We start from the raw sequence: 13197 nt of genomic DNA on the forward strand, positions 1-13197 counted from the left end.
GACCTCTGGCGCGGATGCGCGAGTACCGGTGGCGGGACAGCTTGAGCGGAGCAGTTGGATTTGGGCGGCGGCGACCGGGAAGTGATGCGTTGTGGTCATCCCCGTTCATGACGTGAATCCGGTGCGGCGCGTCCCCTGGGTGACGTACGCCCTGATCATCGCCAACTTCGTGGTCTTCCTGCGCACCCCCGGCATGGCGGGTTCGGTGACCGGCGAGGGCGGTCTGGCGCAGTTGTGCCGCCTGGAGGCGTTCCTGGACCAGTGGGCGGCCGTGCCGCGCGAGCTGATCCACGACCGTCTGCCGGGGCTGGTTCCCACAGGTGAGGCCGGCGTCGGCCCGTCCGGACCGGGTTGCCTGATCGGCCCGCCCGACTACGACAAGTCACCGCCGCTGTCCGTCCTGACGGCCATGTTCCTGCACGGGAGCTGGCTGCATCTGCTGGGCAACATGCTCTTCCTGTGGATCTTCGGTGACAACGTCGAGGACCGCCTGGGCCATGTGCGCTACCTGCTGCTCTACGGCGTGTGCGGTTACGCCGCCGCGTACGGTTTCGCCGTGCTCAACGCCGACTCGGGGACTCCGCTGATCGGTGCGTCGGGTGCGGTCGCCGGCGCCCTGGGCGCGTATCTGGTGCTGTTCCCCAGGGCCAGGGTGTGGGTCCTGGTCCCGTTCCTGATCTTCCTGCCCCTGCGCGTGCCCGCCTGGTCGGTCCTCGGGCTGTGGTTCGCCCTCCAGGCCGTGTACTCGTACGGTGCGGCGGTCTCCCAGGCCGGCACCGTGGCCTATGTGGCCCACGTGATCGGTTTCGCGGTGGGCATGGTGCTCGCCTGGCCGTTGCGCCGGGGCACGCCGCCGCCGCCCGAGCCGCAGGGCATGCTGTGGGGCTCCCGGGCCCGGCCCGATGCGCCCTGGCGGGGGCGGCCACGCCCCGAGTGGTGACCGGGCGGTGTGGTGCTCGCGCGGTGTGGCGGTCGCGCGGGGAAGGCCCCGGCGCCAGGGGCGTCGGGGCCTTCCGGGTCGAGCGTGCCAGCTCGTTCACTCCATGGCGGGGCCGGGGCCACCGCGGGCGCGGGTGCGTCCGGCACGACGGTCGGCCATCGCCGCCGCGGCCATGGCCAGGCCGAGCAGCAGAGCCACCGCACCGACGATGACGTTGTTCACCACGCTGCGGGTCGTGTCGACGTTACCGGCGACGACCCACGGAGAGATGATCGTCCATGCGCCGATGGCGCACGCGGCCCAGGCCATGGAATGGGTCCGCTCGTACGCCGAGCCGAACCCGCTCATGCACAGGGCGTAGGCGACACCGGTGATCAGGTTGCAGACGGCCAGAGCCGTCAAGCCGCTGAACCCGGCGATCCATGGCGAGGCTGCCAAGTAGAGACCCGTGAGCAGGCCCAGCGTCTCGATCGCCTGGCCACGGGGGGTACTGGTCGCCCGTTCGAACCGAGACCGCATCTCGGCAAGATCGGGGTGTTGCTCGATGCTCGGGTGGGTGGTCATTGCGGGCCCGCCTCCTGTGGAAGACTTTATCTGCCCTTTATCCCCATATAACTCCTTTAGTGGCATTCCGGTCAACAGTGTCAACAGCCGTCCGGCGTGCGTCAGCTTGACGAGAAGCGCGCCCGACACCTCTGTGACGGGATTTCGTTGATCATGCCGACCGCTTACGGGCTCACGACCCACCACTCACCACTCAGGACTCAGGACTCACTGAACGAGAGGGCAAGCATGAATCTCCGTGCCACCGCCGTGGCCGCGGCCGCCGGCGTCCTGCTCACCGCCGGGGCGGCCGCGACCGCCCATGCCGCCGAGCACGACAACGCTCCCGCTACCGGGTCCAGTTCCGGACCCGGTAGCGGGAGCGACAGCGTCGCGATCATCAAGAAGGACCGGCTGACGCCCGAGTCCGTCGTCGACTACGTGCTCGCCGCCGACGAGGCCTGAACCGGGACGCCCTCGGGAGGCAGCATCCGCACCGGTTCCGTACCCGCGTCGTTGTGACGCAGCGCCCAGTTCTCCAGGGCGATCCGGCACGCGTGGTCGAGGTGGCGCAGCCCGGAGAGGTCGAGCTCGATGGGCCGGTCCTTGGGCAGGCCCTCCAGTTCCTCCAGGATCCTCGGCAGCCGGAGGAAGGTGGCGTTGCCGGAGATGGCGGCGACCAGGCGGCCGCCGGTGAGTTCGCGCACCTCGACGTGGAGGTGGGACGTCTCCCACGCGGTCTTGCAGACCGCGAGCAGCAGGCCCAGCAGCACGCCCTCGAAGAGGTTGGTGACCAGGATGGCCACGGCGGTGATACCGAGGATCACCGCCTCACCGCGGTGCTCGCGCCACAGCGGGACCAGGTCCTTGACGGGTACGAGCTTGCAGCCGGCGTGCACCAGGACGCCGGCGAGCGCGGCGAGCGGGATGACACCGATCGCCGCGGGCAGCAGGGCGGCGAACAGGAGCAGCCATACTCCGTGCAGGAAGCGCGAGAGGGAGGTGCGCGCGCCGGCCTGGACGTTGGCCGCGCTGCGGACGATGACGGCCGTCATGGGCAGGGCGCCGAGGGCGCCGCAGAGGGTGTTGCCGACGCCCTGGGCCATCAGCTCCTTGTCGTAGTCGGTGCGCGGCCCGTCGTGCATGCGGTCCACGGCCGCGGCGCTGAACAGGCTCTCGGCCGAGGCGATCAGGGTGAAGGCCAGGACGGTGCCGATCGCCGCCACCGTGGTGATGCTGCCGAAGTCGCCGAGGCCCGGGGGCTGAACGGCATCCAGCAGGCCCTGCACCTCGACCTTGGCGACGGGCAGGTCGAACAGGACGGTCACGGCGGTGGCGAGGGCCACCGCGACGAGCGGGCCGGGGACCGCGCGGGCGCGGGCCGGGAGCCGTGGCCACAGGACGAGGACGGCCACGGTTCCGGCGCCGACGAGGAACGCGGTGAGGGCCGTGCCGCCGGAGAGGACGGTGCCGGCCAGCTCGGGCAGGCCGGCGAGCTTGCCGAGGCCGCCGGAGGGCTGGTCGGTGTCGGCCATCGCGTACACCTGTCCCAGCACGAGGACGAGGCCGATGCCCGCGAGCATGCCCTGGACCACGGCGACGGATATGGCCCGGAACCAGCGGCCGAACTTCAGTGCGCCGAGCAGTAGTTGGAGCAGTCCGGATATGAGCACGATGGCTCCGAGCGCGCCGAGGCCGAACTCCTGGACGGCCTCGTACACCAGGACGGTGAGGCCCGCGGCGGGGCCGCTGACCTGGAGCGAGCTTCCGGGGAGGGCGCCCACGACGAGTCCGCCGACGATACCGGTCACCAGACCGAGTTCGGCGGGTACGCCGGAGGCGACGGCTATGCCCACGCACAGGGGCACGGCGACGAGGAAGACGACGAGCGACGCGAGTATGTCGCGGCGCAGCACGGCGGGGTCCTTCAACGAGGAGAACATGAGGGTGAGTTCCTAGTCGTGCGGTCCGCCGCCCCGGGGGACGGCGGACGGACGGAGGGGGACACGGGAGTGCTGGTCCGCCTCACAGGCGGCTGAACTCGCCCTCCAGCTCCGGCCGGTGCACGCTGACCGCGCCGGTGTCGATCTCGTAGTACCAGGCGTGGAGCGACAGTTGCCCGTTCGCGAGGGATTCCCGCACGGCCGGGTAGCCGCGGAGTGTGTCGAGCTGGGCCACGGCGTGGCGGCGCACCGCCTCGGCGAGGTCGCCGGTGGCCGGCGGCTCCGGTACGGAGTGGTTGAGCCAGCCGCGGACGGCGGGGAGGCCGGAGAGGTCGTCGCCGCGCACGAGGGCGCCGACGGCGCCGCAGTGGGAGTGCCCGCACACGACGATGTCGCGGACGCCGAGGACGCGGAGCGCGTACTCGACGGTGGCGGTCTCGGCGCTGGGCCGGGCCTCGTCGTAGGGCGGAACCACATTGCCGGCGGTGCGGAGTTCGAAGAGCTCGCCCGGGCGGGCGCCGGTGATGAGGGAGGGGATCACCCGGGAGTCCGAGCAGGTGATGAACAGGGCTTCGGGGGCCTGTCCGGCGGCGAGACGGCGGAATTCCTCCGGCCGTTGGGCGACGCGGGTGGGGAACGTACGAGCGTTGTCGATCAGGGACTTCATGGCGGCCTGCCTCCTGCGCTCCGGGCCGTGGGGGCCGGGGGGCGCGGTGTGGTCGGGTCATTGTCGGTTGCATGTGGGGGGCTTGGCTGACGGGAACCGCGGGGTCTCCGCGGCACTGTCGGGGCACGGCACCGTGGTGCGGTGCGCTAACGATCATGCACGACAGCAGCTACGTCAACTTTGCCGGAACATTACCTTCCCATGAAAGGTCCTTTTGCGTCGGCGCGCCGCGAGGCAGGCTGGATCCGATCCCTTCACATTGCCATCACGTTTCGGACGTGTTGACCGCCCACCCATTCGCACGTTTCTACGCATGGTGCACGTTTGAACCATATCCGGCACGCCATAAAGCCCTGATGAGGCGGGTGCACATGGACGGACCGGCCGCCTTCGAGAATGCGTTTCGCGTCAGCGCTTGAATAACAGACCAAACTGAAAAGCGTTGCTGAATGTGCGTCAACAGCACCGGCGCGGCAATGTGGCTGCCGCACCAACCGAAGCAAGCGAACCGATTCGAGCTGAGAGGTTTCATGCCATGCGGACACTGGTAAGGCGCGCCATCGTGTGCGGTCTGGCCACAGCGGGGGTCCTCGGGCCCATGACCGTCACGGGGGCCGCCGCGAAGGCCGCCGCGCCCGAGCCGCGGCTCTACGCACCGACGGCCCTGGTACTCACGGTGGGCCAGGGCGAGACCGCCGCCACCGCGGTGCCCACCCGGGCGGTGACGCTCACCTGTAACCCGACCGCCGGCGGGACGCACCCGGCGCCGCAGAAGGCGTGCGCCGAACTGCGGTCGGTGGACGGAAAGTTCGACAAGCTGGGTGATGAAAGCACCCGACCCTGTATCAAGATCTACGACCCGGTCGTGGTCACCGCACAGGGTACCTGGGAAGGCCGACGCGTGAACTTCGAGCAAATGTATGCGAATTCCTGCGTCTTGCAGTCGGAGGGTTCGAGCGTCTTCTCCTTCTGAGCCCGGCCTCACGCCTCCCCCGGCCCGCACGGCCCCAGCAACCGGCCGTGCGGGCCGCCGCGTTGTGTGCGTCACGTGCGGGGATCGTATACAACCATGGGGCGAGGAATCGCGGGTGTGGAGACAGACTGTGTGAGGTCGCGGCCGAGAGCGGCAGGGAAGGGTGGGCGCAGCCGGCGTACGCGAACCCCGCTCCTGGGGGAGCGGGGCGGTCCGTGGTGGTTCAGCGGTCGCGGTCCTTGCCGGTCTCCTTGTCGGGCAGATCGGCTTCGATCCGCTCCTTGCGGACCTGGCCTCGTACGGTCTCCTCGTCTGTGACCTCATCGGTCCTCAGCCGCACCCGCTCCACCGGCTTGGTCTCCTTCCCCACCACCGGCTGCTCGGCGTGCAGCGTCACCTCGTGCTCGGACTCGGAGATCTCCGGGCCCGACAGGGCGGCGTCACGATTGGCCTCCGTGACGGGCTCACGCTCGAGGGTGACCTCCTCGTGCCGCAGCGGGATGGTCTGCTGGACCTCCTCGGTGACGATGTACTTGCGCAGCCGGGCCTTGCCGGTCTCCCGCTGCTCGACGCCGACGTGCATCTCCTCCTCGGAGCGGGTCATGGCGTCGTCACCGGCACGGGTACCGGCAGTGCCCGCCGCCGCTGCCGTACCGGTGCCGGCACGGCCGCCGTCGCCGGACAGGTCGCCCCGGCCCAGGGTGCCGTCCCAGCGGAGGCCGTAGTAGTCGTAGAGGCGCCGCTCCTCGGCGGCCGACAGATGGCCGCCCGCGTCGACGTCGACGTTCGGGGCGTCCTTGACCTTGCCCTTGGGGTAAGGCACCTCCAGGTGGTCCTCGACCAGAGCCGCGTCATGGATCGGTACGAACGATTCACTGGTGCCGAAGAATCCGGTCCTGACGCTGACCCAGTCGGGCCGGCCTGTCACATCGTCAACGAACACGTGCTTGGCTTCACCGATCTTGTCACCGGTCGCGTCGTACACCGGGTGGTCGAGCACGGCCGGGATCTGTGTCCGGTTAATCATGCGTCCTCCCTGGGGTTTCTCGTGTGCTTGCGCGGTTCTCCTGGTCGGGTGACCACCGCTCCCAGCAGGAAAACCTCTCCTCTCGCCTCTTATCGCCGCAAAATGGGTCAATGGACCTGGAGAGCGTCACCGACGAGCTGTACGCGCTGCGTCCCGACCGTTTCACCGCGGCCCGGAACGCACGCGCCGCCGAAGCCCGCAAGGCCGGTGACCGGGCGCTCGCGGACGCCGTCCGGGCACTGCGCCGGCCGACCCTCGCGGCCTGGGCGAGCAACCTGCTCGTACGGGAGCGGCCGGAGGAGGCCCGGTCGCTGGCCGCTCTCGGCGAGGGGCTGCGCCGTGCCCACCACGAACTGGACGGTGCGCGGCTGCGGGAGCTGAGCCGGCAGCAGCACGTCCTGGTGACGGCCCTCGCCCGGGAGGCGCGGCAGTTGGCGGCGGAGGCCGGGCAGCCGGTCGGCGACGACGTCCAGTACGAGGTCGAGGCGACCCTGCACGCGGTCCTGGCGGACCCGGCCGCGGCCGAGGAGTGGGCGGCGGGGCAGTTGGTGAAACCGCTGAGCGCCCCCGTGGGCTTCACCGCCGCCGTCACGGACGTCCCGGCCCCGGGGGGCGGGCGGCGCGCACGACGGCGTACGGAGGAGGAACCCCGTACGGAGGAAAGGCCGCGGGCGGAGGAAAAGCCGCGTGGGGACGAGCAGTCGCGCGGGGGGCGGGCCGAGGAACAGCGGCGCACGGAGGAGCAGCGGCGGGAGCGGGACCGGCAGGCGCGGGAGTTGCGGGAGGAGGCGCGGCGCGCGGACCAGGAGGCACGCGCGCGTGAGGAGGAGCGCGAGCGGGCCGAGGCCGGCCAGGAGCGCGCCGAAGAGGAGTTCCGGGAGGCGGGACGGCGGGTGGAGGCGCTGGCCGAGGAGTTGAAGGAGGCCGAGGCTCGCCGGCGTACGGCGGACGAGGGCGTGCGGGCCGCCCAGCGGCGGTTCCAGGAGGCCGACCGGGAGGCGCGCGCGGCCCGCCGCCGGGCCCGGGACGCCGCCGCCCGTGCCGAACGGCGGGCGGGGCGGTGAGGAGCGGGGGTCACCCGGCCGCTGTGGGTGACAGGCGGCGGGCCTCGTGGAGGTAGCGCACCTTGATGCACAGCGCCCACGGGTCGATCGGTTTGGCCACGAGGTCGGCGGCGCCCAGCCGCATCGCGTCGCGGGACAGTTGGGGGTCGATACCCAGGCCGGTGACGAGGATGACCGGGATGCGCCGGGTCTGCTCCAGCCGCTGCATGTAGAGCAGGACGTCGAGTCCGCTGACCACCGGCATGACGACGTCGAGGACCGTGACCGCGATGCCACCGCGCAGCACGGTCTTGAGCGCCTCGTCCCCGCTGGTGGCCACCTCCAGCGGGTAGCCGAGCGGGGACACGGCCTCCCGCATCGCGAACAGGTTGTCCTCGTGGTCGTCGACCAGCAGCACTTTGTCCGCGACGATCATGGCTGCTCACCTCCGATCGGGCTCACCTGTCCAGCATGCGCCCGTTACTCCGTCCGTGGCAGCTCGCCCGAAGCGCCGCCCGGTGTGCCCGGTGCGCCGGGGTCTTCGGAGGAGGAGGCGGAGGCCGGGGCGGAGCGGAAGCCGTGGCCCGCCAGGGCGCTCTGCGCGCGGGCGAGCGCCCGGCGGAGGGGGCGGGAGCTGCGCAGCGCCGCGCGGGCGGCGTTGGCGCCGGGCGCGCCGTGCACGCCGCCTCCCGGGTGGGCGCCGGCGGAGGCGAGGTAGAGGCCCTCCACCGGGGTCTCGGGGCGTCCCGTGCCGGGTACGGGGCGGAAGACGAGCTGCTGGTGCATCGCCGCGGTGCCGCCGTTGAGGGCTCCCTGGTACAGGTTGGCGTCCATCGCTTCGAGGGTCGGCGGGGCGAGGATCCGGCGGGCGCGGACGAGGGAGCGGAATCCGGGCGCGAAGCGCTCCACCTGGGCTTCGACCCGGTTCGCGAAGGCTTCCTGCTCGCGGGCGTCCCAGCCGCCCGTGATGCCGTCGCCGCCCGCGTCGCCCCGGACGCGGTGCGGTACGTGGGTGTACGCCCAGGCGGACTCGGTACCGGCCGGGGAGCGGGACGCGTCGGCGGTGGTCATCTGCCCGAACAGCAGGAACGGCCGGTCGGGCACCTCCCGCATGGCGAGCTGGGCCGAGAAGCGGGTGAGCTCGTCCATGCCGTCGGCCAGGTGGACGGTGCCCGCGCCCGCCGCCGGCTCACCCGCCGACCACGGGACGGGGCCGGACAGCGCCCAGTCGACCTTGAAGGTGGCCCAGTCCCACTGGAAGCGGCGCACGTCGTCGAGCAGCCGGGAGGGCAGGTGCTGGGGGCCGACGAGGCTCCCGTACAGAGTGGGTACCGCCACGTCGGCGAGGACCGCCCGGTTCACCGGCACCGTCTCCCCCGCCGCCGTACGGACCGCCACCGCCCGCCCGGCGCGCACGGTGACCTCGACGACCCGCTCGCCGCAGCGCACCACGCCGCCGCGCCGCTGGAGGCGGCGTACGAGGGCGGCGCTCAGTGCCCCCGCCCCGCCGACGGGCGTCGGGAAGCCGTACGTCTGGCCGAGCATGGCCATCAGCCAGCCGAAGCCTCCGCTGCCCGCCGCCTCGGGGGCGAGGTCTGCGTGCAGGGCGCTGCCGGCCAGCAGCAGGCGGCCGCCCTCTCCGTGGAACTCCTCCTCGGCCAGGCGCCGTACGGGCAGCATCATCATGCGGGCCAGCCGCAGTCCGCCCGCGGCGCGCACGCGGGCGGCCAGCCGGACCGACGCCCGCACCGGCGGGAAGGGGGTGAACAGGGCGCCCACGATGTCGTCGCCGAGCCGGTCCCACACGTCGCACAGGTGCTCCCAGGCGAGGGCGTCGCCGGCGGCGAACCGCTCCAGTCCGCTCGCCGTCGCCGTGCGGTCGCGCTCCAGCACCGCGCACCGCCCGTCGGCCAGGGGGTGGGCCAGTACGCGCGGGGCGTGACTCCAGCGGAGGCCCTCTTCGTGGAGGGCGAGGCGGGACAGTACGGGGGAGGCGGCGGCCAGCGGGTAGAAGGCGCTGAACACGTCGCTGACGTAGTCCGGGTGGACGCCCCGGTCGCTGCGGACGGCGCCGCCGGGCTCGTCCTGGGCTTCGAGGACCTCCACCGACCAGCCCGCGTCGGCGAGCACGTTGGCGGCCACCAGCCCGTTGGGGCCCGCACCGATGACCAGGGCGTCCGGCACGGTGTCGGGGGCCGCGTCCGGCACCACGGGGCCGGGGGGCGGGCCGGGGCTCATGGGGCTTCCCTTTCGACCACGTCCGCGAGGCGGCGGAGCATGGCGCGGTGGCGCAACTGGAGCAGGGCGTCGATCACCGTGTTGTGCAGGAGGCCGCCGGGTCCGCGCAGCGGGTGCTCGTCCACGACGACGAGCGTCTCGTCGCCCCAGGGGCGCAGCTCGATGGCGATCCTGGCCGTGCCGAGGGCATCGCTCTGGGCTTCCAGCTCCAGGCATCTGGGCGGTTCGCACAGTCGTACGACGGTCTCACCCGAGGCCGTGCGGGGACCCAGGCGCACGGTGTACTCGAGCGCGGAGCCGGGCTTCGGCCAGTCGCCGTCCTTGGGCCGGGAGGAGGCCGTACCGACGACCCAGTCGCTGTACCGGGACGGGTCACTGAGCACCGCCCACACGGCTTCGGGGGGGCTCTTGATCAGTTGGTGCCGTACCGCCATGGAGGCCTCCGGTGCACGCCGCTGGGGAAGGATCGCCCGGCGGGTACCCGTATGCGCCCGGTGCGAACGCGGCGCCACCTGCGGCGGCTTCGGCGCGTCGCCCGCAGCGGGCTTCGGCGTGCCGCCCCGGGGGGGGAAGAGGAAAGCGGAACCCCGACTGGACGGGGGGAATCCAGCCGGGGCCGCTCATGTGGCCACGAAGGGCGGTCGCCGCGCGGCGGGAGGCCGGGGACACGGTCCCTTTCGCAACCACACATCGATGAACGGTCAACCATCAAGCGGTGTTCCCACGCTTGCCGTTCCGGCGCGTGACCCGCCTCACCACTGGCGTCCCGGCGTGTCAGGGTCGGTACACCGTGCCGGGTTCCGCCTTGGCGGGGGCGAGCAACTGCGGCACGGTCACGAAAGTGAAGCCCCGCTGCTTCAGCTCGTCGATGATGCCGGGGACGGCCGGGACGGTTCCGTCGTAGATGTCGTGCAGCAGGATGATGCCGTCCTTCTCGGCGCCGTCGAGCGTCCGCTGCCGGATCAGGGCGGAGTCGGTGGTGGAGTAGTCCTTCGCGGTGACGCTCCAGAGCACCTGGGCGAGCCCCAGTTCGCGGCTGACACCGGCGACGGTCTCGTCGGTACGCCCCTGGGGCGGGCGCATGAGGGTGGGCTTGCGGCCGGTGAGCCTCTCTATCGCGTCCTGCGTACGGGACAGCTCCTGCCGTATCTCGTCGGGTTCGAGGCCGGTCAGGATCTGGTGGGTCCAGGTGTGGTTGGCCACCTCGTGCCCCTCGGCGGCGATGCGGCGTACGACGTCGGGATAGCGGTCCACGTGCTTCTTGCCGAGGAGGAAGAAGGTGGCCGGGACCTTCTCCTCCTTGAGGATGTCAAGCAGCCGGGGCGTGTCCTTGCCGGGCCCCGCGTCGAACGTGAGCGCTATGCACTTGAGCTTTCGGCAGTCGACGGGGCCCGCCTCCCCCTTGGCGTCGTCCCTCGCACTGGCGGGCGCGACCCTGTCTGCCGAGCAGCCGGCCAGACCGAGGACGAGCGAGGCCACGGCCACGGCCACGACGGAGGCGGCGGCCTTGCGGCGTACAGGGGACTTCTTGCCGAACGGCATGGGGCAGCTCTCTTCCGTGGGAGGTGGATCAATCGAAGTGCCGCCACTCTACACACGGTGTATACACGCGGTGCATACCGCCCCGTCGGATGGCGCCGCCCCTCAGGTTTCCGGTTCGGATCTTGGGGAAATCGCGGGTTTATGGTGCAAATCGGATACACGATGATGACCGAGCAGGCTGGGCCCCGTGCCCTGGTGGACCATGTGGTCCAGGCCGAGGAGGCCGGGTTCGACTTCTCGGTGACGTCCGACCACTACTTCCCCTGGCTGCGTTCGCAGGGCCATGCGCCCTACGCCTGGGCGGTGCTCGGAGCGGCCGCGCAGGCGACGTCACGCATCCCGCTGATGACGTACGTGACGTGCCCGACCTTCCGCTACCACCCGGCCGTCGTCGCGCAGAAGGCGGCGACGCTCCAACTGCTGTCCGAGGGCCGGTTCCGCCTCGGGCTGGGGTCCGGCGAGAACCTCAACGAGCATGTGGTGGGCGGCGGCTGGCCCTCCGTCGACGTACGGCACGAGATGCTGGAGGAGGCCGTCGGCATCATCCGGGCGCTCTTCGACGGCGGCCACGTCAACCATCGCGGTGCGCACTTCGACGTGGAGTCCGCCCGCCTGTGGGACCTGCCCGACGAGCCGCCGCCCATCGGTCTCGCCGTCTCCGGCGAGCGGTCCTGCGAACTGGCGGGCCGCCTCGCCGACCTCGTCATCGCGACGGAGCCGAAGGGCGAGCTGCTCGACGCCTTCGACCGGCACGGCGGGATGGGCAAGCCGCGGGTGGGCCAGTTGCCCGTCTGCTACGACCCGGACAAGGAGGCCGCCGTACGCCGGGCGCACGACCAGTTCCGTTGGTTCGGCAGCGGCTGGAAGGTCAACTCGGAGCTGCCGCACCCCGACTCGTTCGACGCGGCGACCCAGTTCGTGAAGCCCGAGGACGTCGCCGATGCCATCGCCTGCGGTGATGACCCGGACGACTTCGTGGCCGCGGTGAAGCCGTACGCCGACGCGGGCTTCACCGAGATCGCGCTCGTCCAGATCGGCGGTGACACGCAGCCCGCCTTCCTGGACTGGTCGGCGAAGCAACTGCTGCCCGCGCTGCGCGACGCAGTGGGCTGACGCGCACATGGGTACGTCCGGGAGAGGGGCGCCGGGAGCGGGTACGTCCGGCACCGCGCTCGTCGTCATCGACATGATCAACACGTACGATCACAAGGACGCCGAGTTCCTCCTGCCCTCCGTGCGCCGGAGGCTGCCCGTCCTGGTGGACCTGCTGACGCGGGCCAGGCAGCACGACGTACCCGTGATCTACGTCAACGACAACTTCGGGGAGTGGCGTTCCCACCACGGCGAGATCCTTGAAACGGCCCTGGCGGGGCCGCACGCCGAGCTGGTCGAGCCGCTCCGTCCGGACGACTCCTCCCTGTTCGTGGTGAAGGCACGGCACTCGATCTTCTACGAGACGCCGCTGGCGTACCTCCTGAGCCAGCTCGGCGTCGGCCACCTCGTGCTGTGCGGCCAGGTCACCGAGCAGTGCGTGCTGTACTCGGCGCTCGACGCGCACATCCGGCACATCGAGGTGACGGTGCCGACGGACGCGGTGGCCCACATCCACGAGCCGCTGGCCCGGGCGGCCCTGGAGATGATGCGGCGCAACATGGGCGCCCGGACGGTGGAGGCGAAGGAGATCGACTTCGGCTCCACGACGTCCGACGACGTCAGTGGGTGACGTAGCGCGATGCGAGCAGCAGGCGCGCCTCCTTCTCGTGCTCGCCCGACACGGACGCCGACGACCGCACCTCGAACAGTCCGCCGAGGGCCTTCTCCACCTCGGCCACGGCGTGGTGGTCGCCCGTCAGCAGCGCGGTGACCGGCGTGCTGAGGCCGGGCGGTCCGGGCAGCTCGCCCGTACGGGCGGAACTGTCGAACGTGGCCATCCACACGGTGGGCTCGTGGTCGTGGGCCTGTTCCGGCCCGGGCGCGGGCACGTCGCAGCTCGCGAAGACGCGGTCGAGCGTGTCGAAGACGGCCTGGGCGTCCTGGCGGCCGCAGTCGCTGAGCTGCACGGTGACGTCGCAGTCCGCGGGGTGGTTCCTGGTTCGGTTGCTCTCCACGTCGCTCCACTCCTTGGGTCCGGTTCCTCGGGTCCGGTTCCTTGGGCCCCGTCCCCTGCCCGTACAGGCACGAATACCTCGTCCCGGGCGCGCCAATCAGGATCTTCTCCGGCGCGTTTGCGGAGGTGGGTGCCTGGTACGAGGGTGAGGAGAAGCAGGGGGGTCCGCAAGGG

The 13197-nt window shown here is 71.5% G+C and carries 15 protein-coding genes; 6 read left to right on the forward strand and 9 right to left on the reverse strand.

Annotation, left to right across the window (positions count from 1 at the left end):
* Window positions 1-91: 91 nt before the first annotated feature.
* Complete coding sequence (locus AB0J57_RS00830) at window positions 92-940, forward strand: rhomboid family intramembrane serine protease (RefSeq protein WP_366125746.1); 849 nt, start codon at window positions 92-94, stop codon at window positions 938-940.
* A 96-nt stretch (window positions 941-1036) separates the two neighbouring features.
* Here AB0J57_RS00830 and AB0J57_RS00835 read toward each other — a convergent pair whose 3' ends face one another.
* Window positions 1037-1504 (reverse strand): SPW repeat protein, encoded by a 468-nt coding sequence (locus tag AB0J57_RS00835; protein WP_366125747.1) that lies wholly within the window; start codon window positions 1502-1504, stop codon window positions 1037-1039.
* A 228-nt stretch (window positions 1505-1732) separates the two neighbouring features.
* Between AB0J57_RS00835 and AB0J57_RS00840 the strand changes: the two genes are divergently transcribed.
* Window positions 1733-1948, forward strand: coding sequence for a hypothetical protein (locus tag AB0J57_RS00840; protein WP_366125748.1), 216 nt, complete (start codon window positions 1733-1735; stop codon window positions 1946-1948).
* On the opposite strand, the gene AB0J57_RS00845 is transcribed toward AB0J57_RS00840, so the two are convergent.
* Both AB0J57_RS00845 and AB0J57_RS00850 read right to left on the reverse strand, forming a co-directional pair.
* Window positions 1921-3426 carry a SulP family inorganic anion transporter gene (locus tag AB0J57_RS00845; protein ID WP_366125749.1) on the reverse strand — a complete coding sequence of 502 codons (1506 nt, stop codon included), beginning with the start codon at window positions 3424-3426 and terminating at the stop codon, window positions 1921-1923. The genes AB0J57_RS00840 and AB0J57_RS00845 overlap by 28 nt on opposite strands.
* 82 nt (window positions 3427-3508) lie before the next feature.
* Window positions 3509-4093, reverse strand: a complete 585-nt coding sequence (locus tag AB0J57_RS00850) for a carbonic anhydrase (protein ID WP_366125750.1) — start codon at window positions 4091-4093, stop codon at window positions 3509-3511.
* 598 nt (window positions 4094-4691) lie between these two features.
* Between AB0J57_RS00850 and AB0J57_RS00855 the strand changes: the two genes are divergently transcribed.
* Complete coding sequence (locus tag AB0J57_RS00855; protein ID WP_366125751.1) at window positions 4692-5066, forward strand: subtilase-type protease inhibitor; 375 nt, start codon at window positions 4692-4694, stop codon at window positions 5064-5066.
* Window positions 5067-5289: 223 nt separating this feature from the next.
* On the opposite strand, the gene AB0J57_RS00860 is transcribed toward AB0J57_RS00855, so the two are convergent.
* A complete protein-coding gene (locus tag AB0J57_RS00860) occupies window positions 5290-6093 on the reverse strand; it encodes a PRC and DUF2382 domain-containing protein (RefSeq protein WP_366125752.1) in 804 nt (267 codons plus the stop codon).
* A gap of 110 nt (window positions 6094-6203) precedes the next feature.
* Between AB0J57_RS00860 and AB0J57_RS00865 the strand changes: the two genes are divergently transcribed.
* Entirely contained in the window at window positions 6204-7157 is a 954-nt protein-coding gene (locus AB0J57_RS00865) for a hypothetical protein (RefSeq protein ID WP_366125753.1), read from the forward strand.
* A gap of 10 nt (window positions 7158-7167) precedes the next feature.
* Here AB0J57_RS00865 and AB0J57_RS00870 read toward each other — a convergent pair whose 3' ends face one another.
* The 4 genes from AB0J57_RS00870 to AB0J57_RS00885 all read right to left on the reverse strand — a co-directional run bounded on the left by AB0J57_RS00870 (window position 7168) and on the right by AB0J57_RS00885 (window position 10916).
* Window positions 7168-7572, reverse strand: a complete 405-nt coding sequence (locus tag AB0J57_RS00870; RefSeq protein WP_366125754.1) for a response regulator — start codon at window positions 7570-7572, stop codon at window positions 7168-7170.
* 44 nt (window positions 7573-7616) lie between these two features.
* Window positions 7617-9320, reverse strand: coding sequence for an NAD(P)/FAD-dependent oxidoreductase (locus tag AB0J57_RS00875; RefSeq protein ID WP_366126431.1), 1704 nt, complete (start codon window positions 9318-9320; stop codon window positions 7617-7619).
* Between the two features lie 50 nt (window positions 9321-9370).
* On the reverse strand, window positions 9371-9808 hold the full coding sequence (locus AB0J57_RS00880) for an SRPBCC family protein (protein ID WP_366125755.1): 438 nt from the start codon (window positions 9806-9808) through the stop codon (window positions 9371-9373).
* Window positions 9809-10148: 340 nt separating this feature from the next.
* Window positions 10149-10916 carry a polysaccharide deacetylase family protein gene (locus AB0J57_RS00885; protein ID WP_366125756.1) on the reverse strand — a complete coding sequence of 256 codons (768 nt, stop codon included), beginning with the start codon at window positions 10914-10916 and terminating at the stop codon, window positions 10149-10151.
* A 141-nt stretch (window positions 10917-11057) separates the two neighbouring features.
* Here AB0J57_RS00885 and AB0J57_RS00890 point away from each other — a divergent pair, with 141 nt between their 5' ends.
* On the forward strand, window positions 11058-12029 hold the full coding sequence (locus tag AB0J57_RS00890) for an LLM class F420-dependent oxidoreductase (RefSeq protein ID WP_366125757.1): 972 nt from the start codon (window positions 11058-11060) through the stop codon (window positions 12027-12029).
* 7 nt (window positions 12030-12036) lie between these two features.
* Window positions 12037-12639, forward strand: coding sequence for an isochorismatase family cysteine hydrolase (locus AB0J57_RS00895; protein WP_366125758.1), 603 nt, complete (start codon window positions 12037-12039; stop codon window positions 12637-12639).
* On the opposite strand, the gene AB0J57_RS00900 is transcribed toward AB0J57_RS00895, so the two are convergent.
* Window positions 12629-13024 (reverse strand): hypothetical protein, encoded by a 396-nt coding sequence (locus AB0J57_RS00900; RefSeq protein ID WP_366125760.1) that lies wholly within the window; start codon window positions 13022-13024, stop codon window positions 12629-12631. The two genes, AB0J57_RS00895 and AB0J57_RS00900, sit on opposite strands and share 11 nt — an antisense overlap.
* Window positions 13025-13197 lie beyond the last annotated feature (173 nt).

Source organism: Streptomyces sp. NPDC049837 (assembly GCF_040674455.1).
Classification (GTDB): domain Bacteria; phylum Actinomycetota; class Actinomycetes; order Streptomycetales; family Streptomycetaceae; genus Streptomyces.

Excerpts from the sequence above, each read along its gene's own strand:
- AB0J57_RS00860 (WP_366125752.1), bottom strand. The coding sequence starts at position 6,093 with ATGATTAACCGGACACAGATCCCGGCCGTGCTCGACCACCCGGTGTAC.
- AB0J57_RS00895 (WP_366125758.1), top strand. The coding sequence starts at position 12,037 with ATGGGTACGTCCGGGAGAGGGGCGCCGGGAGCGGGTACGTCCGGCACC.
- AB0J57_RS00840 (WP_366125748.1), top strand. The coding sequence starts at position 1,733 with ATGAATCTCCGTGCCACCGCCGTGGCCGCGGCCGCCGGCGTCCTGCTC.
- AB0J57_RS00890 (WP_366125757.1), top strand. The coding sequence starts at position 11,058 with ATGGTGCAAATCGGATACACGATGATGACCGAGCAGGCTGGGCCCCGT.
- AB0J57_RS00855 (WP_366125751.1), top strand. The coding sequence starts at position 4,692 with ATGACCGTCACGGGGGCCGCCGCGAAGGCCGCCGCGCCCGAGCCGCGG.
- AB0J57_RS00845 (WP_366125749.1), bottom strand. The coding sequence starts at position 3,426 with ATGTTCTCCTCGTTGAAGGACCCCGCCGTGCTGCGCCGCGACATACTC.
- AB0J57_RS00880 (WP_366125755.1), bottom strand. The coding sequence starts at position 9,808 with ATGGCGGTACGGCACCAACTGATCAAGAGCCCCCCCGAAGCCGTGTGG.
- AB0J57_RS00870 (WP_366125754.1), bottom strand. The coding sequence starts at position 7,572 with ATGATCGTCGCGGACAAAGTGCTGCTGGTCGACGACCACGAGGACAAC.
- AB0J57_RS00835 (WP_366125747.1), bottom strand. The coding sequence starts at position 1,504 with ATGACCACCCACCCGAGCATCGAGCAACACCCCGATCTTGCCGAGATG.
- AB0J57_RS00885 (WP_366125756.1), bottom strand. The coding sequence starts at position 10,916 with ATGCCGTTCGGCAAGAAGTCCCCTGTACGCCGCAAGGCCGCCGCCTCC.
- AB0J57_RS00865 (WP_366125753.1), top strand. The coding sequence starts at position 6,204 with ATGGACCTGGAGAGCGTCACCGACGAGCTGTACGCGCTGCGTCCCGAC.
- AB0J57_RS00850 (WP_366125750.1), bottom strand. The coding sequence starts at position 4,093 with ATGAAGTCCCTGATCGACAACGCTCGTACGTTCCCCACCCGCGTCGCC.